13 protein-coding genes and 2 pseudogenes are annotated in these 17475 nt (G+C 61.7%); 3 read left to right on the top strand and 12 right to left on the bottom strand.

From position 1 onward, the window contains the following. Positions 1 to 3 precede the first annotated feature (3 nt). The 6 genes and pseudogenes from JKL45_RS01730 to JKL45_RS01705 all read right to left on the bottom strand — a co-directional run bounded on the left by JKL45_RS01730 (position 4) and on the right by JKL45_RS01705 (position 7522). Positions 4 to 663: a hypothetical protein gene (locus JKL45_RS01730; protein WP_201859370.1), complete on the bottom strand. Its 660-nt coding sequence runs from the start codon at positions 661 to 663 to the stop codon at positions 4 to 6. A 1395-nt stretch (positions 664 to 2058) separates the two neighbouring features. Next, positions 2059 to 3044, bottom strand: a pseudogene (locus tag JKL45_RS01725) (IS110 family RNA-guided transposase); the annotation flags it as partial. Beyond that, a pseudogene (locus tag JKL45_RS01720) lies at positions 3041 to 3451 on the bottom strand (transposase); the annotation flags it as partial. The pseudogenes JKL45_RS01725 and JKL45_RS01720, both read right to left, overlap by 4 nt. Beyond that, positions 3394 to 3810: a transposase gene (locus JKL45_RS01715; protein WP_246498233.1), complete on the bottom strand. Its 417-nt coding sequence runs from the start codon at positions 3808 to 3810 to the stop codon at positions 3394 to 3396. The pseudogene JKL45_RS01720 and the gene JKL45_RS01715, both read right to left, overlap by 58 nt. 504 nt (positions 3811 to 4314) lie before the next feature. Then, the gene (locus tag JKL45_RS01710; protein WP_201859368.1) at positions 4315 to 5229 is read right to left on the bottom strand and encodes an HNH endonuclease family protein; all 915 of its coding nucleotides are present in this window, start codon (positions 5227 to 5229) and stop codon (positions 4315 to 4317) included. 94 nt (positions 5230 to 5323) lie between these two features. Beyond that, positions 5324 to 7522 carry an AAA family ATPase gene (locus JKL45_RS01705; protein WP_201859367.1) on the bottom strand — a complete coding sequence of 733 codons (2199 nt, stop codon included), beginning with the start codon at positions 7520 to 7522 and terminating at the stop codon, positions 5324 to 5326. A 173-nt stretch (positions 7523 to 7695) separates the two neighbouring features. On the opposite strand from JKL45_RS01705, the gene JKL45_RS01700 reads away from it, so the two are divergent. Next, positions 7696 to 9267, top strand: coding sequence for an ATP-binding protein (locus tag JKL45_RS01700; RefSeq protein WP_201859366.1), 1572 nt, complete (start codon positions 7696 to 7698; stop codon positions 9265 to 9267). Between the two features lie 716 nt (positions 9268 to 9983). Then, positions 9984 to 11174 carry a Na+/H+ antiporter NhaA gene (gene nhaA, locus JKL45_RS01695; protein WP_201859365.1) on the top strand — a complete coding sequence of 397 codons (1191 nt, stop codon included), beginning with the start codon at positions 9984 to 9986 and terminating at the stop codon, positions 11172 to 11174. A 40-nt stretch (positions 11175 to 11214) separates the two neighbouring features. On the opposite strand, the gene JKL45_RS01690 is transcribed toward nhaA, so the two are convergent. Further along, positions 11215 to 11388, bottom strand: a complete 174-nt coding sequence (locus tag JKL45_RS01690; protein WP_201859364.1) for a hypothetical protein — start codon at positions 11386 to 11388, stop codon at positions 11215 to 11217. A gap of 255 nt (positions 11389 to 11643) precedes the next feature. Between JKL45_RS01690 and JKL45_RS01685 the strand changes: the two genes are divergently transcribed. After that, a complete protein-coding gene (locus JKL45_RS01685; RefSeq protein ID WP_201859363.1) occupies positions 11644 to 12090 on the top strand; it encodes a hypothetical protein in 447 nt (148 codons plus the stop codon). Between the two features lie 126 nt (positions 12091 to 12216). On the opposite strand, the gene JKL45_RS01680 is transcribed toward JKL45_RS01685, so the two are convergent. The 5 genes from JKL45_RS01680 to JKL45_RS01660 all read right to left on the bottom strand — a co-directional run bounded on the left by JKL45_RS01680 (position 12217) and on the right by JKL45_RS01660 (position 17406). Beyond that, entirely contained in the window at positions 12217 to 12924 is a 708-nt protein-coding gene (locus JKL45_RS01680) for a LysM peptidoglycan-binding domain-containing protein (protein ID WP_201859362.1), read from the bottom strand. Between the two features lie 372 nt (positions 12925 to 13296). After that, positions 13297 to 14103 carry an alpha/beta fold hydrolase gene (locus JKL45_RS01675; RefSeq protein WP_246498214.1) on the bottom strand — a complete coding sequence of 269 codons (807 nt, stop codon included), beginning with the start codon at positions 14101 to 14103 and terminating at the stop codon, positions 13297 to 13299. Between the two features lie 299 nt (positions 14104 to 14402). Further along, positions 14403 to 15398, bottom strand: coding sequence for a mechanosensitive ion channel family protein (locus JKL45_RS01670; protein ID WP_201859361.1), 996 nt, complete (start codon positions 15396 to 15398; stop codon positions 14403 to 14405). Positions 15399 to 15572: 174 nt separating this feature from the next. Then, positions 15573 to 16085, bottom strand: a complete 513-nt coding sequence (locus tag JKL45_RS01665; protein ID WP_201859360.1) for a DUF421 domain-containing protein — start codon at positions 16083 to 16085, stop codon at positions 15573 to 15575. Beyond that, positions 16075 to 17406: a DUF2254 domain-containing protein gene (locus tag JKL45_RS01660; RefSeq protein WP_201859359.1), complete on the bottom strand. Its 1332-nt coding sequence runs from the start codon at positions 17404 to 17406 to the stop codon at positions 16075 to 16077. The genes JKL45_RS01665 and JKL45_RS01660 overlap by 11 nt, the downstream gene beginning before the upstream one ends. Positions 17407 to 17475: the final 69 nt, after the last annotated feature.

Raw genomic sequence — 17475 nt, 5'->3', positions numbered from 1 at the left:
CGATCATCCAAGTTGCGTCAGGCTGTCCAGATTCGTCCAGCCGAGGGAAACGGGGATATTGGCCCCGAGCGGCGAATCGAGATCAATCACGAGATAGCCTCGGCGGATCAGCGCGTGAACCTGATCAGTTGATACGCCTAGGTCGGCGACGATCGCCCCCAGAGTAACTGGCTTGTTCCCGGATAGCTTTTCCGTGAGGGAGATCAAGGCCGCACGGTCGGGGAGAGGTGCCATTCGATCCTCGTATACCCGCCAGACAGTGTCATAACGAGGCTTGCACCTAATTTGATTTTCCGTCCGAATCCGGTAGCCAAAGCCCAACCCATTCACCGCGGAGGCGATGGCCTCCCAACGGAGTTCGTTCTCTGGCTTGCTTGCCTCATGTTCAAACTTCACCTCTTGGAACTCAGGATGTCCTTCCCAGATGACAAAAGCATCCGGCAGAGCCAGTTGAGGATTGCCGTCCAAGATGTATCTGAGCCGGATCGGTTGTTCGACAAATCCGTGCCTAGCTGGGTCGAGGTCGCAGTCCAACATGTTGTCAAATTCCAGACTTGACGCTGCCCTCATGACTCTCTTGCTTTTTATGCTTGGAAACCGGCTCTGACGTCCGCGCCGGTATCCCCGTGGCGAGCGACCGATCTTCATTTCGGGATAATCCAAGAAGGTCCCCTGTAGGGAAGGGTGGCGTGATATGATTTGGACGCCCGGTTTTGGGACTGGGGTTTCGGGTGCTGGCCAGAAGCGCTCTCGACTGGGCTTCTTGGAGATTGCCGGCGCCGGGGCTGGGGGGCGCTGCTGGATCAAGTCTCGCATCCAACTGTCCAAATCACTTGGATCGAAGATGTCATCATCGGATGGACTCATGAACGTTGTCCTCCAAGTGGCCCCGAGAGATCAGGGTTCCAGTAGTCTGTCTTGATAGCTGTGTCGGTGCTGGAGACCATGTGCGGCCGTCAGCATCTTCAAAAAATCATTTGAGGGGTGCGCCGGAAGGCGCCGCTCCTAATGGGAGATTTTAGCCGTCGATCAAGAAAGTCAATGTTATAGATGAAGAATAATACTAAAGTTCAAAGTGGATACCAAGTAAATAGTTGACAATAACTATGTTACGGCGAGCAGTTGTCGAATCCTTTGACAATATAAACCTCACAAGGATTGAATAATACTGTATTAATACTGAATCCTTGGAAATGGTATGGAATCCATCTATGGCGGCTTATGGTTCAGGGATTCGTTGCATCCGAAGTCCTCGCCCGTGACAGCGAAGGATCCGTTCCGGTCTCGGTTGAATATCAGTGGCGGGTTGGGGTCGAGAGCAAGCTTGGAAGCTGTGGGCTGCCCCTGACCCGTATACCGGCTCGGCCAAGTCACAAGCGGTTTGTCTGAGGGGGCCATCGTAACGTGTTCGCCTGCTCTGTGGATGCGTCATTACGTGCAGCCTGGAGCGCAGCCGCAGCCAGTGCGAGCGCATCGTGGGAGTCAAGCTCGATTATTCAGGCTTGGCGCGGGAGCAGTACAGCAGAGGCGTGTTTCCGCGAGTCGTGAATGGCAATCCGTTCGTCGTCCTGCGGATGGCGACAGCCTGTGAGGTTGGGAACTATTGAGGTGTCGCAGCGGTGCGGCTGGCTGGCCAGCCGAACGTCGTGACAACGTTTTGGGCTACGAGGACCATCAGCACTCCTTCGGCCAGAGGGATCAACAGGATCGGCACTGGCATGAGCCGACTCTGATTTCTGCTTCCGCACGCAGAGCAGACCTTCCTTTGCCTGGCTCAACGTCTCGGGTTGACCCTGTGTATGGACCAGCCGTGCGTCGCAAGAGGCTTTGGAGATGGCGAGGTTGGTCTTGCGCTAATGTATCCGGCCCTTGGGGAGCACAGCTCCTGGCCATCATGGATATCCGCGCACATTGGTTCTCATTAGCGGATCGGCCCCTTACGGCCAGTTGGGTCGCCAGAGCCCCAATGTGACGGCGCGACCGTTCTCCATCTCCTCATCCTCTCGCAGACCTCGGCGAGTTCAGAGCGACGAATGATGCGGAGAGAGGCTTTCAGCCTCAGCCTGCCACAGCCGCTGCTCGTGGTTCATAGGTGCGGTTCTGGCTCAGCACGCTCCACGCGATGCGCGCCAGCTTGTTGGCCAGAGCCGCGGCCAGGACATTGTAGTGCAGGCGCATCGAGGCGGCGGCCAGCCACTCTCCAAAACCGTGTTGGCGCCACTTCGCCGGCCCGAGCAGCAGAACCTTCGCCGCCTGGATCAGCAGGGATCGCAGATAGCTGTTGCGCGCTTCGACAGGCGGCCCAGCACGGTTCTATCCCCGGTGGAGATCTGGCGCGGCACCAGGCCGAGCCAAGCCCCAAAGTCGCGCCCACGCCGGAAGGCAGCCCCAGTGCCGATACTGGCCACCATGGCGCTGGCGATGATCGGCCCCACCCCCGGCACACTCATAAGGCGCTGGCAGGCCTCGTCCGCCGCCACGAGAGCTTCGATCTCGCCTGTGACTGCCTCGATCCTCGCGTCGAGATGATGCCAGTCCCGCATCAGCCCCTCGATCATGTGCGTCATGCGTGGCGTGAGGACATCGGTGCGCTGGGCGAGAATGTCCGGCAGAGCCTGACGCAGCGAGCGCAGCCTCTGGCGCACCGCGATGCCACGCTCGAGCAGGAAGGCGCGGATCTGGTTGGCCACCGCCGTCCGCTCACTCACCAACCGCGACCGAGCGCGATGAAGCGCTTGCAGGTCGAGTTGCTCGACCGTTTTGGTGGGCACAAACCGCATGGTGGGGCGGAGCACGGCCTCAGCAATGGCCTCAGCGTCGCGGAAGTCGTTCTTGTGGCTTTTGCGGAAGGGGATCACGAACTGCGCCGGGATCAGCCTCACGTCATGGCCCAGGGCCAGCAACTGACGGCTGAGATGGTGGGCACCAACGCAGGCCTCCATCCCGACCAGACAGGAAGGCATGTTGGCGAGGCGCTGCTCCACCTGTCCGCGGGAGAGCTTCTGGCGCAGAACAATGGCGCCGCGAGCATCCAGGCCAACTAGGTCGTGTGGACGGATTTGATGAGGATGAAGCTGAGAGCAAGCGCGACGAACGAGCCGTAGTTCTCGTCCGTCTTCTCACAACGTAAAGCAACGCGCTTGAACCGCTTGAGCTTGCCCATAGTCTGCTCGATGCGAGCCCGTCCGCGGTAGAGCGCCTTGGGAAAGAACTTCGGCTTTTCTTTGGTGGTCGTGCGGTATGGAATGGCCGGGCAGATGCCGCGGGAGCGGGCAGCCTGTCGGTTGGCCTTAGAGTCATAGCCCTTGTCGCCTACCGCAGCACGGGGCGTGATCTCAGGGCCAAGATCGAGCAGTGTCTCGAAATGCGGGCTGTCGCTGACCTCGCCTCCGGTCAGGCAAAAGCCCAGCGGGTCGCCATTCCAATCGGTCTTGAGGTGGATCTTGGTGGAGAAGCCGCCCCGGGAGCGGCCGAGCGCCTGGTGGCTCTGCCCCCTTTTGCGCCTGCGGCCGAGACATGGGCCCGTACAATGGTGGAGTCGAACATCTGCACCAGGTGAGCGGTCTCGCTCAGCGCCGCCAGAGCCTCAAAGAAGGCCTCAAACACGCCCGCCCGGCTCAGGCGCCAGAACCGCTTCCAGACCGAGTTCCAGTTGCCGAAATCCTTGGGCAGGGCTCGCCAGGTGATGTTGTGGACGGTGAAGTAATGCAGCGCCTCCAGGAAGCGGCGGTCATTGCGGCCCTTGGCGCCGCGCCGGGAACACGAGGCGGCAAACACCCGCAGCACTGTTGCCCAATCGTCCTCCGTCATTCCCGTCAGCATGGTCGAGCCTCCTAAAGCCGACCTGCCATGAATCATTGCCCGACTGATTTGGGAATCCACTCAGCCAATGCTCAACCCAATCCGTCCACACGGCCTAGGTGAAAGCTGTTCTTGCCGATGTCGATGCCAAGGGTCGAAACGTGCTGAAGCGGAGCTTTAGGCATGGCTCAAGTCCTCGTGCTGGGCGCCCCTGATGAAGGGTGCGCCGGTAAGCACGGCCGGTCCATCCCATTAGCGGTCATTAGAGTTGCCCTAACCACAAAACCAAGAGCAGGCTCCGAGGGGATCCGCGCGGAGGTTCACAAGAACGATGGCCCACTACGCAAGGCGAGCCGCAAGACCTTCGCGGAATTACTATCGTGTATTAAAGGCTGGGATCACGCTGACAATTTTGTTGAATGGCTTGCTCCTTCGTCTACCGTTCCGAGACCGGATCGGGGCACTACTGGCCGCCAAGGGAATGGTAACATCGGTCGCCGGAATTCGGTGTGCTCAGGGGTGTCCCCCCGGGGGCAGGGACAGCACGCGTTTTCGAAAATCGCGAAGATAAGCCTGGGCTACGGCTGAGTGCGGAGCCTCGGGCTCTGCGAGCAACTTCATCTGGTCGAGTATGCGGACCTGAAGCCGATCGAGGCGATCCGTCGCGTCCGTCAGTTGCGTCTGCGGTGCCTCAATGTTCAGTATTGCGAGGCTTTGGGACACATCACCGATGTCAAGGAACACGCCTTCGAGAAAACGCAGTTGCTGCAACAGGCGGGCCCGTTCCTGGACAAGACGCAGCCGGTTCAATCCATATACTTGGATGGACACGGCTCCGCGGACGCTAACCCCGGTCCTTCCAGCGTCGCCCGCGACGTCGGCGGTGTTCTCGACGGCCAAGGGCACAGTGGGCACCTTCGGCGTCGTCCCGGAGACGGGATACGCGACGCCGGAGGCTCGATCGTCGTCCAGCCAAAACGCGATGTGCTGATCGGGATCGTCACGCGTCGGATCCAGAAGCACTGCCCGCTCGGCGAGGATGTCGTCGACCTCGCGCCCGGCGCGGCTACCGGCGATCGGAAACGCGTCCTGCTTGCCCGTCTTCATCCTTTGCTGGAGCACGGTGAGATCCGCCGAGACGACAGGCACGACCTGCTTACGCCTGCGATTGCAGTCCAGACAGCTCGGTAGCAAGTTCGTCCACTCGGCGGCCAGCCACCAATATCCCGGATGTGTGGTTTCTCCCTCTACTCGGCCCTTCGGTCGATAATGTTCGACGTCGACTGGAGCTTGAGAGGCGTAAAGGGATTCGCAATAGGCGCATTTGCCGTGGAAGAGTTCTTCAAGCCGCTTCTTTACGCTCTCCGCCTTGTAGGCGGCGAAACGAAAGGCCTTCCTCTTCGCACCCGCAGGGAGAACCTGCGCCATATGCGCGCGAACGCGTTCCAACTCAGTTCCGTCGTGATTGCGTGCTGTCAATCCCGCCGGCGGCGGCTTGCTGCCCCTTGAAACGCCTCGCACGTCAGTATGCCTCCAATGCCTTCGCGATGCGCTCGCGCGTCTCTGCCTTTAGACTTTCTAGTTGGACGCCTCTGGTCCCTCGACGCTTCTGCACGTGGTCGAACACTGCCTCCTCGACCAGGCGCTGGACCTCGGAGGAGCCGAGCGGTAGCGAATGGGCTATCTCGGCACGAAGTCCATTCAGCACGTCGCGCTCCGCGTCCGTCAGACCGCCTGGAGTCGCTTCCTTCGCTATAAGATCCCCGAGCTTGGCAAGCCGAAACTCCGTAGCGGGCGCATCCGTGCTGAACATGGAGAAGAAATCGGATGTCAGGAGCTGCTCGATCGTCAGGTCCTCGACGTTGGGCAGTTCAGTGATCGTCTCGACGAAAACCGGGAGTGCACCTAGTTCCTCGTCATCCGCCTTGAGGGCCCGATTGAGGACGATTACCTCCTGATCGTGCATCCCTCGCAGGCAAAGCGGATCGTGCGTGGTCGCGACAACCACAGCTTTGGGAAACACCCTTCGGAGCGCGGTCATAATTTGCATCTTCCAGCGAGGATGAAGGTGGGCTTCGACCTCGTCGATCAAGATGACCGGCTCCAGTTCGCTGAAACTCTTCCGTCCGGACGCCTTTTGCATCGAGAGCAGTCCGGCGAATACGTCGCACACCATGGCGAGAACGGATCGGAAGCCCGACGAGACGACCCTAAGCGGCGTTTTGACGAAGCGAGCCTCCGACCCGTCACCAACCTTCGTCACGATAAGGCATCGCCGGTTGGCTTCGTCTCGCTCCACGATGTCGTATTCTCCCTCAATGATCAGGATTTGCTGGAGCGCCCTGGCGACCATGGCGAACTCCTGGGTCGGCAGACTCAGAAGCCATTGCTCTGGATTGGCGAGCAGGGTGTCCGACTTGAACAGCGTGGCGACGTGATCCTTCGGGGGCCTCCTCGGCGAGCCGTTCGCGTATTGCCGGAAGGCCCCGTAGGCGAAGACCGGTGGCAAGCTGTCCGTGACACCTCTTTCAGCTATGCCGTCCGCGATCTCCAAGGTCAGGTTGGCACCATCAGCGAAGCCCAATGTCACGGTCGCGGAAGGTGGCGGGCCTTGGCCCTCAGACCCCATCAGTGACGGGTCGAGGATGAAATCCCGAGGCGAGCGGACAATGTTGGATCGAACCTTCGCATCCATCAAGGCAAGTGCGATCGCCTCCAGGATCGAGCTCTTGCCCGCGGCATTCTCGCCCAAGATCAACAACGCGCAAGCTTCGGCCTCGCGGCCCGTCTTCAGGTCGGCGGTCACCGCCGGCGGGAGCGGCGCTCGGAGATCTTGCAGCGCCTTGAAATTGCGAAGCTCGACTCTGACGAGCCGACGCGTCTCGCCCTCTCCGGTTGGGCGGTTGACCGTTGCGCGTTCCGTCGGGCCCCAAACGTCCTCCAATGCCAACAGGAATGCTTGGCGTTCGATCGGCGCACTCCAGACGCTAGCAACCGTCGAGCCAACGCGGTTGGATTGCAAAGGAAGATCACGGCCGATCCGGCTTTCCGTCGCCTTCAACATCCTGCGAAGTAACAGGCTCCAACCTCCGCCGTATTCAAGCGAGGGGAAGTCGAAAACGTTCGGCCTTATGCCACGCTCCAACTCATCGAGCAGCGTATGGATGTAGGTTTCGAAAGCGGCAGCACGCGACCTCACCAAATCGGCGCGATCGAGGTTGAAAGTGGCGATCGTCTGCGCGCCCTTCTTCGAAAACGCCTCTATCACTCCAGAACGACTGAAGCTGAGATGGGCAGCGAAGTTGCGGTCCTCGCAAGGGTCCAGAAGTGCTCGTCCATCTCGATGGCCGAATCGCCATAGACCATAGTTTTCGTTCGCAAACGCTTCCAATTGATCAAGGCTCGGCAGTTGACCACGGTCCGGTTTGGTGGTCGGAAATCGGTTCCCAGCCGCAATCGCGCATTCGCCGCATACGGCATACGTATTGCCCCAATCCGTTCGCAGCCATGCATAAAAGAGGTGTGCGAACTCTGAGCGCGCTAGCGGTTCTGCTTCTCTGTCAGGCCGAAAAAGGCGTGCATTCAGTCGTCCACGTGTCTCGCAAAAGGCGCACCGGCCCCGGAAGAGCTCTTCCAGTGCTGCGAGCGTTTCTTCGTGGGCCAATTCGAAACGGCCTCGGCTCGGTGTCGTCTGGGAGAGCCGTTCGGACGGCTCGCTCATGTAGGAGAGTAGTTCAAGCCTCTCCACTCTTGCCGCCTCGTCGCGAAAGGGCGCGGGTGGCGGAACCCGACTTCTATCGACGTACTGCACGCTCCCCCCGGAAACTTATACGAGCCCTCTATTGCCAAGTTTGTTATCTTAGTAAAGATCTGGCTCCGGGGGGAACCAAAAGGATGAAGCAACAAGTCGGGACGTTGGACGCCGTACCGTCCAAACGACTGTTCCTGTCGATCATCGCCGACTACGATCTGAACAAGGCAATCTGCGAACTGGTGGACAACGGCTTCGACGTCTGGACACGATCCGGCCGGGATGGAAGCATCATTATAAAGGTGCATCTCGATGCTGAACTCGGCACGATCGAGGTCGAAGACAATGCTGGCGGCCTGACTCGCGAGGAACTGCGGTTCATCGTCGGTCCCGGCCAGACCGGATCATCTCCGACCGACCAAACGATTGGCATCTTCGGCGTGGGGGCAAAGAGAGCTGTGGTCGCCTTGGCGCGAGACGTGCGCATCAAGACAAGGCATGGCTCCGGCGAAACCTACCAGGTCGAATTCGACGAGGATTGGCTGGAAGACGAGGAATGGACACTTCCCCTCTTCCAGTCGGATCACCTCCCGCCCCGGACGACGCGGGTTGAACTGCAAAAACTCCGTGTACAGATCACTCAAGAGGCGAAAGATCATCTGCGGGAACATCTCGGTGCGACGTACGCCAAGTTTCTGGAGCGTCCGGAAGTCAGGCTCGAACTCGATGGCGTGTCCGTGCAGCCTCGCGTCTTCGACGACTGGTCGTATCCGCCGGATTACGGGCCAAGGAGATACACCGGCCTGATACGGACGGCAGAGAACCGCGACGTCGAGGTCGAGGTCGTGGCGGGATTGAGCAGCGCGTCGAGTCCGATTGCCGGCGAGTATGGGGTCTATTTCTATTGCAACGATCGCTTGGTCGCGCCGGCGGTGAAATCCTTCGAGGTCGGCTTCACGACTGGCCAGGCCGGCAAGCCACACCCCAAGGTCTCCCTGACCAAGGTTATCGTGCATCTGCGCGGCGATGCGGCGTCGATGCCATGGAACAGCGCCAAGTCCGACATCAGTACAAAGCACAATGTGTTCATGGCGCTGCACAACTGGCTTGTGACGGTCGTGTCGGATTACGCCCGGATATCGAGAATCTGGGAGGGCAGTTGGCCCGAGAAGATTTTCGCGCATGCCAAAGGCGAAATCGAGCACATTCCTATTGAGGATTTTCTGACCGCTAGGAAGTCCCATCTGCCGGATCCGCCCAAATCCCGTCCGAGACTGTCTGAGCGAATGGCCGCTCGTAACGCTCGCCTGGCAAAAAAATCGCCTTGGGTGACGGGCCTGTTCGAGGGTGTCGTGGCTGCCGAGACGATTGCGAAACAGCCGCTCGCACACGCGAACTGGTTCGCTTTGAACTTGCTGGACCTTACCCTTACGTCCGCCCTGCGCTCTTATCTCGTCAACACTGCGAAATCGGCCGTAAGCGAGAAGGGGCTGAAAAAGCTGCTGACGCGCGCGCCACAGGTCTCGTCTGAGTTGAAGAAAGCGGTTCCACTGTCCGAGGACATCTGGATTGAGATCGAAAACCTGGCGAGGCGCAGGGACGACCTTACTTACGCTCGAACTGATCCGACCATTCCCGACAATGAATTGAAGGAAGCGGATCGACTGATCCGTCAGATTCTTTCCACGCTTCACAAGATTCAAACGGATGCCTGATCGGAATTGAAGGCGAGCCTGGTGAGCGGATCGACACCGACTAATATGTGCTGGCGTCAGTCTGGTCGGGCAAGGTGGGCCGCAGGATTGCCGGTTGAGAGTGGAACGACAGCTCCCTTTGATCCCGAGGGCCTACTTCCGGGCGCACAGCCAACGTCAACTCGTGGCACTTCTCGGAAGGAGGCCGAGAGTCTGCTCTAGTAAGGAACACCGGACGCTCCTGAAAAGCAGGGAATACCCTGGATTGACCCATAAGAGACCTTCCAAATCTGCAAAGCAGGTAGGGGCCTCGCCCTGACAGGACATGCATTGGGTCCACTGGGGGGCGATTGCCTTGCTTCGCCCTTTGATGTTCTAGGCTGCGGCGGCAGGAGGATCGGGAGGGACGGGGAGCCAATGGGTCGGGAACAGCACGACACTTGTATCGATGTAGGCCAGCCACTTCCCCAAAAACCATACGCCTGTGTGCCAACCACCTTGCTCCGGGCAGAAAAGCAGCAGGGGGCGATCATCCTCCTGTGGAGCGGTGGAAATCGGGTGTGGGGTCAATGCAGGGCCTCGCGCGGAATCCGGCACTGCTTGTGCCTAAGATAGTCCTGCACGGCAAGAGCGTGGCTTTATCTTCTCTGGAAGGCTCTCTGCGCGATCCGTTCCGCTTGAGCGTACTCACGATCCGTGAAACCAAGCTTCCAACCGCAGTTCGATCAGGAGCCGATATGCCCCCAGCCGCCGCTCGTCCCCGCTCAGCCCTGCGCTCCTTCTTCAACAGCGAAGCCTCGGGCGGCATCGTCCTCATGGGGGCGGCGGCCCTGGCTCTGGTCGTCGCCAACTCGCCCGTGAGCGGTGCGTACTTCGAGGTGCTTCACAGCTACTTGCTCGGCCTGTCGGTGCTGCATTGGGTCAACGATGCCCTGATGGCAGTGTTCTTTCTGATGGTCGGCTTGGAGATCAAGCGCGAGATGCTGGACGGTCAGCTTTCCACCTGGTCGCGCAGGGTTTTGCCCGGCATCGCCGCCCTTGGCGGCATGATCGTGCCGGCCGCAATTTACCTCGCCTTCAACGGCGGACCCGATGGCCACCCGCGCGGCTGGGCCATTCCGGCCGCCACCGACATCGCCTTCGCGCTCGGTGTCCTGTCCCTGCTCGGACCGCGGGTGCCGGTCTCGCTCAAGGTGTTCCTGACCGCGCTCGCCATTCTCGACGACCTCGGGGCGGTGCTCATCATCGCGGTGTTCTATACCGGCGACCTCAACCTCTACGCCTTGGGAGGCGCAGCCTTCGTGCTGGTTCTCCTCATGGGACTGAACCGGGCGGGGTTCACCGACCTGAAACCCTATCTCCTGCTCGGCGTCGTGCTCTGGATCCTGGTGTTCCTGTCCGGCATCCACGCGACTTTGGCGGGTGTAGCCCTGGCGCTCACGATCCCGCTGCGGGCCTCTCCCGGCAAGCCGGAGGACGCGACCTCGCCGCTGCACCAGCTTGAACACGGTCTTCAGCACTGGGTGGCGTTCCTGATCGTCCCGGTCTTCGGCTTCGCCAATGCCGGGGTCTCATTCAGCGGGATGTCGCTGGCATCCCTCCTCAGCCCGGTGCCGCTCGGGGTCGCGCTGGGATTGTTCATGGGCAAGCAGGTAGGGGTGTTCGCCTTCTCGTGGGTGGCGATCCGCATGGACTGGGCAGACCTGCCGGCGAACGCCACCTGGACGCAGTTCTACGGCGTGGCGCTGCTGTGTGGGATCGGCTTCACCATGAGCCTGTTCATCGGGCTGCTGGCCTTCCCGACCTCACCGGAGTTGCAGGATGCCACGAAGCTTGGAGTGTTGCTCGGGTCCGGGCTGTCGGCTCTGGTCGGCGCAGCTCTTCTGGGCATAGCGAAGCCGGAGGCGAAGCCCACCAAGTCGCGGTGACGGGAATGGGGGTGGCCGCCGGCCTCGTTCCATTTTGCCGTTACAAGTTCATCACAATAGTCAGCATCCCCATGGCCATGAACACAAGGATCGTCGCGGGATAGACGGCGTAAACCAGTGACGAGGTCATGAACGGGCGCATGTCCTCGCCCTTGCGGGGACGCCCCAGAAGGAGCAGCGCTGCCGCGATACCCAGCATTGCAAGTCCAAGCATCACACCCACTGTTGTCCCCTTCAGCCTCCCCGACGGGGCTCTGACGACCGTCGGGGAAATCACGGGAACGCTCAAGCCCTGCTCCATTCAACAATCCAGGAGCAACTCTGCTGCTCGCCGGGATTGCGCGTTACGCTTGTGAGGTCCATGAGTGCCATGGCATCTCTTTGAGGGCAGGTCAGGATAAGGATGATGCTGAACTGGCTCCGAGGTCCTGGGAACAGCAAGACCGCACAATCCGCGTGGGTCCCGGAGATGATCGATCGCGTGGGCCGACACGTGGAGGATCAGGTGTTCGCCATCACAGGACGGCGCGGGGCGCTCCTCCCGTCGCACAGCAGCATGACCGATCTGCTGATCGGAGCCTACATCGTGGGCGCCCTCGAGGGCTACGCCCGCACCATTCCTGAGATCCAGAATGCGGCTGAACTGGGGAAGACCCGTGAACTCCTCCAGGGTGCAGCCACCGAGGTGTGCTCGCGAGTGTTCGGTCCGGAGTGGGTGCGATGGGTCCGCTATCAGCTTCCACAATGGGATGGACCGCCGGCATATCACCCCACGTTCCGGCGGGAGCTTTCCAGCATGTGCTGTCGTGGTGTCCGTGACGGCCGATGCCTGGCTTCCAATGATCCGCTCAGCTTTGCCAAGGCCGGCAGCCTGCTTGCCTTCCTGCTCGAGATGATGGAGCCACAAGTGCAATGATGCGTCGCCTGCTGGTCACCCAGTGGACCGCAGCGCAAGGGGCGGGCGCGATCATCTACCATCCCAGGGCAAAGGCTCCCGCACTCAGGACGCGCGAGCCTGTCAGGTGCTGGTATGCGGCGTCCATCAGAGCTTTGTGCCGGTGATCTGGAAGGGAGCGGAACGCACCTTCCACTCCGCCTCTTCGGCAGCCACGGTCACTACGAAACGCTCCTGACCGGCGCTCCAGTCAGGCACTCTCACAGTGGCCTGGAGGGTCCCGTCCGCGCTGGTCCTGGCTTGCTGGAGAACCTCGTAGGCGGTCCGAGGTGCGCCACCGCCAATGACCACCGCAGTATCGGCGGGGAGACCCTTGGCGGATACGGTCACCGTCGTGCCGACCATGCCATTCCCGGGCGCGAGCGCGACCTCGGCCTTGCTCACGTCGACGTTCGTGGAGCTGATCCGGTCACCGATGCCGCCCAGCCGTTGACGCAGGTCCGGGTTCTTGTCGAGGAGGTTGTCCACGGACGAGGTGAGATCCTGCGCCATTCCACTCAGCGCGCTGCCGGCCTCGCGGGCGAGCGATCCCAGACGCTCGGTTGTCGGTTGATTTGTCGAGCCAGTGAGCTTCAGCTCCCGGCCGACCCGAAGGTCGTCGGATCCCTCAACCGCCGGGTTGGCCCGCAGGATGGCGGCTTCCGTCGTATCGCAGCGAGCGGCGATGCTGCTGATGGTGTCTGATCTACTCACCCGGGTCGCATCGCCACAAGGGGCGGAAGGTTGTGCCCAAACGGGGCTGGAGCCGAGAAGTGCCAGGGCAACGGAGCCGTAAATGCAGTGCCGAGCGCTCATGAGAATATCCTTGTGTTCGGTTTCCGGCTGCCTGGATGACCTCGACGAGGTTGTGCTCGAAAGGCCTGCAACGTGTCAGAACACTTGGACAGATAACTGGCCCCGGTTGAATTCGTTGCCGGACCGCTGGGACAACTTGGTGATCCGGATCGGACCACTGAATAAATAGACCTGCGACACTCATTCGGGATTTGCGGCGGTTGTTGATCTACCTTGGTGGCCCAGCTCTCAGGTTTGGTTGGAACCGGGCAGCGGCTCTGCCTGCGGGGCCCGGCGATTAATGGAGGGGTTGCTGCCACACGAATGTCAGTCATTGAAATCTGACACCCGGCACCCGAGAAATGCTGCTTGCCTCAGGTCCAATGCGACTGTTCAAGTACTTCCAGTGGGTCTCTCGTGAGTGCCGCCTGCGCTTTCGAGAATGAGCCGTATTGTCTCTTCTGGCTGATCCCACATGGGGAAATGGCCACACTTGTCGAACCAATGAAGTTTGGCCGTCGGGAACGCCTCCTGCGCACGGGCTGCTTGGCGCGGCAGACACAGGCGATCCTGCCGGCCCCAGCCGATCATCACCGGACCGGAACCGGGTGCGGCTGGTCCTTGCTGCTCCGGCCCCTGGGCCAAGTCTTGAACCAGAGCGTCGAAGGTGGGCGTCGCGGCATAGCTCTTCAACTCGGTCGCGACAAGCTCCGGAGCAAGGGCCCACGGTCGTGCAGAGAGTTGCGCCAGGAGAGCCGTCCGCGCCGCGACATTGCGCGATAGCGCGGGCAGGGTAGGCTCAAGACCACGGACCAACCGAATGGATGCTCCGATGGTTGTGCGAAAGAACGTTCGCTCCCATCCGCGCCAAAACCCTCCCGGATCGAGGGCAACGACCGCGCCAACACTCCCCCGACGAGCTAACTCTAGCACAAGCCGCGCTCCCATCGAACTCCCGGCGGCATCGACTCCCGAAAGCCCCTGTTCGGCGATGAAGGCATCAACACTATCGGCAAGGCTCGTGAAGTTGCCGCTACCGGCTCCGGCGGGCGTGTCGCCGTGACCGGGCAGATCGATGGCGATCACCTCACGCTCTTGAGCAAGGGCGAGAAGGATGGTGCTCCAGGACCGCCAGCTACCTCCCAGGCCATGAACGAGGAGCAGGGGCCGCCCCTGTCCCCGACGAACAACATGCATCATTCACCGCCTCCGTGCATTTCGGCGCGGAGTGGAGGATGAACGGAGACGATTGCCTTGGCTGTGGCCACCGGATCGGGTCTCTCATGAGTAGAAAGGCACTCGTGGACACCAACGCCCTAGCCTGACTTTCGGTGCAGCGTTGTTGGTGAGTCCTGCCGCGGTTTAGCGATCGAACGGGCCAGTTAGCGGAACCTACCCCAATCAGCGGCCCGAGACTGGTGCCCCAAGCGTTACGATTTGTCCGTCAGGTTCTCGCCTGAAGGCAGTGGCTGCCCGACATGGGCTGGATTCCGTCTCGGTCAGTGGCGCCGGCGGTCCGTCCGCGTCGCGTCGTCCTGCCGCTCGGGCTCTCCCGCACCATCAACGGTGACCTCGTTCAGGTGACGTGGAGCAGGCGGTCTGTCGCCCGCGGGCCATCCCTCGCGCTGGCGCGTGCGGTCCCCATCGGCCTCCTCGGTCTGATCGTGCAGGAGCACCACGTTGGTCGGGAACGGCAGGTCGATGCCCGCATCACCCAGCGCCTGCTGGACGGCCTGGATCACGCGTCCGCGCACATGCACCACCTCGGCACGTTGCGGCCGGGTCCACCAGCGAACCTTGATGTTGACGCTGGACCCGGCCAGCTCCCACGGGATGGCTTCCGGCGCGGGTTCATCGGCGACGCCCGGCACTCCGTTCAGTGCGCCGCGGATCACCTCACAGGCTTTCCCCACATCGTCACCGTACCCGATCCCGACGTCGTACTCGCTCCGGCGCTGCTCGAAGGCCGTGTTGACGGTGACGGACTCGGTGTAGACGCTGCTGTTGGGGATGATCACCCGACGTCCGTCATAGGTCCTGATCAGGGTCGCCCGAGCCTCGATGCGCTCGACCGTCCCCTCATGCGGTCCCACCACAACCTGATCACCCTGGCGAAAGGGCTGCCGCAGGAGCAGCAGAAGGCCGGCAAGCCAGTTTTGCAGGATGTCCTTGAACGCAAAGCCGATGGCGATGGAGCCGACACCCAGGGTGGCCAGGACGTCGGCGGGCTTGACCGACGGGAACACGATGGTCGCAACGACCAGAAGGCCGAGCACGATGATCGACCACCGCGCGAAGCCGGCGAGAAGGACGGCGAGATCCGGGCGCCGCCGGCGGCTGAAGACCTGGAACACGGCACTGCGGACTGCCCAGGCAATCGCCAGAAAGATCAGGAAGACCACCAGGGCAATGCCGAGGTTGGGCAGGATCCACCAGAAGCCCGTGATGAAGCCCTCGATCCGCTCCAGCGTGATGCTTGCATCGGTCTCTATCATGTAGGCTCCTGGCTCAGCACATTCGCTGACTGGCGGAACGTGTGCCAGGCGACCGGTGTTCCGGCGGAGATCCTCCCAAGGAAGTGGCATCAGAGGGGTAGGGACGAAGGGGTGTTGCTATCGCGGGCTATTGAGGCACCCCTTATCGGCAGGCGCCAACCCGCTCCGAGCAGGTTATGGCTGCCGCACGCTCGCCAGGGTAGGCTTGGCCGCTTCATGATCCGTGCCCTTGATAACAGCGATGGTGCCGTCCGTCTCCAGCACAACGGCGGCTGCCTGACTGGCGTCCATCACCCCATTGGAACGTAGCGCCGCCATCACCTCGTCGCGCGTCATTCGCTGCGCCCGCATGGCCCCATCGAGAAACTCGCCCTGGTGCATGATCAGCGTGGGCTCGCTCTTCACCAGATCCCGGAACCCGGCTGACCGGACCGAAAGCCAAGTGATCATGAACTGGAGAAACACCAGCAGCACCATCGCCAGAACACCCTCGGCCAGTGCCACGTCCTTGCTCAGCAGGACCGTGGCAAGGGTGGAGCCGAGCGCAACCGTGACCACCAGGTCAAACGCATTGAGCTTCGTGAGCGTGCGCTTGCCCGAAATGCGCAGGATGGCAACCAGGGCCACATAGGCCAATGTCCCGACCAGGAGCACACGTCCCAATCCGGTCCAGGAGTCAAAGAACATGGATGCTTCCTTCCTTGGGACGGGGCACGGTGGCAACCCGGGCCTGCTCGATCCGGCGCAGAACTGCCGTGCGATCGCTGGGGGCGAGATGCGCCTCCGTGGTCGTCTCTGCCAGCTTGCTGAGCTGTCGGGACACCGCCTCCCGCGCTTCCTCGGCGTGGAGAACGGGCGCGAGCTGGCCCAGGACGTCCGCCATGCGGATCAGCACGGCAGGGATTTCCGGTCCGGCCTGCCGGATGGCATCGAAGGCAGCGTCGGCAAGACCCTGCACGTCGGACCGCTGAGCAATCACCCGCAGCTTGCCCTCCTTGTCGCGCCAGACAGCCTGCTGGAGCGAGCGCGTGAAGATCTCCTCCAGCGCGGCGCCGAGCCGGTCAATCACGGCAATGGCGGTGTAGGGGTCGTTGATGCCGGGGGACAGGGCCCTCAGGGCAATCTCCACGAGCTGGCGCAGGCCGAACTCGAGATCCTGGGCCGAGCTGCGCTCCCCGCCGATCACGAAGGCGGCCCTGATGCCCTGCACGGCTTCTTCATCAAGTGGGCGCCCTGCATGGACGACCACATGCTCGCCGTTCTTCAGGACGAAGTGGCCGGCGCGCACCTTCACCGCAAAAACCGCGTCCGCGCGGCAGGCCAGCGTGACAAGCCTGTCGTAGTCAATCACCTGGATGTAGCCGCTTCGGTCCAATGAGACGGCCCCAGCCCTGGGCCTCGTCAGGTCCGGGATCGCACGCTCCGTCTCGTTAGGCTCGGATGACAGCATGCTGCGGATGTCGTTGTGCAGGTCACCGGCCACCCGCGCGACGATGCTGTCGGCGATGATCGCACGGGCTATCTTGTGCACGTAGAACAGCAGGGCAAACAGGCAGATGACCGTCAGGGCACTGCCAATCGTCACCGCAACGTGCGGTACCCCTTCGACCCCAAGGGTCTCGTCGAGGCTGCGCAGCACGACCAGGACGTAGAGGATGGTGCCGAGGAAGAGCCCCAGCACCGTCTGGATCTGCCGGTCGCCCATGAAGGTCGAGATCAGGCGGGGGCCAAGCTGGTTGGCCGCGAGGGTCAGGATCACGAAGGTGACCGAGACGACAAGCGAGGTCATCGTCATCAGCCCTGAGAGCAGGCTCGACATGAGATCCCGCGCGCTGCTGGCGTCGCCGCCGTACAGCCACCAGAGTCCCCCGACATCCCGGACCTCGAGAAACGAGGCTCCTGACGTGAGGACCCAGTAGGCCAAGCTCAGCGCCAGGGCGCTGAGGACCAGGGGGATGATCCAGAGCTGACCGCGCAGGAGGACGATGACATTCCGGAGACGATCCATGAACGGTCAACCTCAAACGGCTGCACGGGATCCATCATGGCAACGTCAGCCCACGCTCGCGGGCGCTCC

The organism is Microvirga soli, from assembly GCF_016734765.1.
Classification (GTDB): Bacteria; Pseudomonadota; Alphaproteobacteria; order Rhizobiales; family Beijerinckiaceae; genus Microvirga; species Microvirga soli.
Note: the sequence above shows the minus strand (reverse complement) of the source record. Positions and strands in the feature narration are given on the sequence as shown.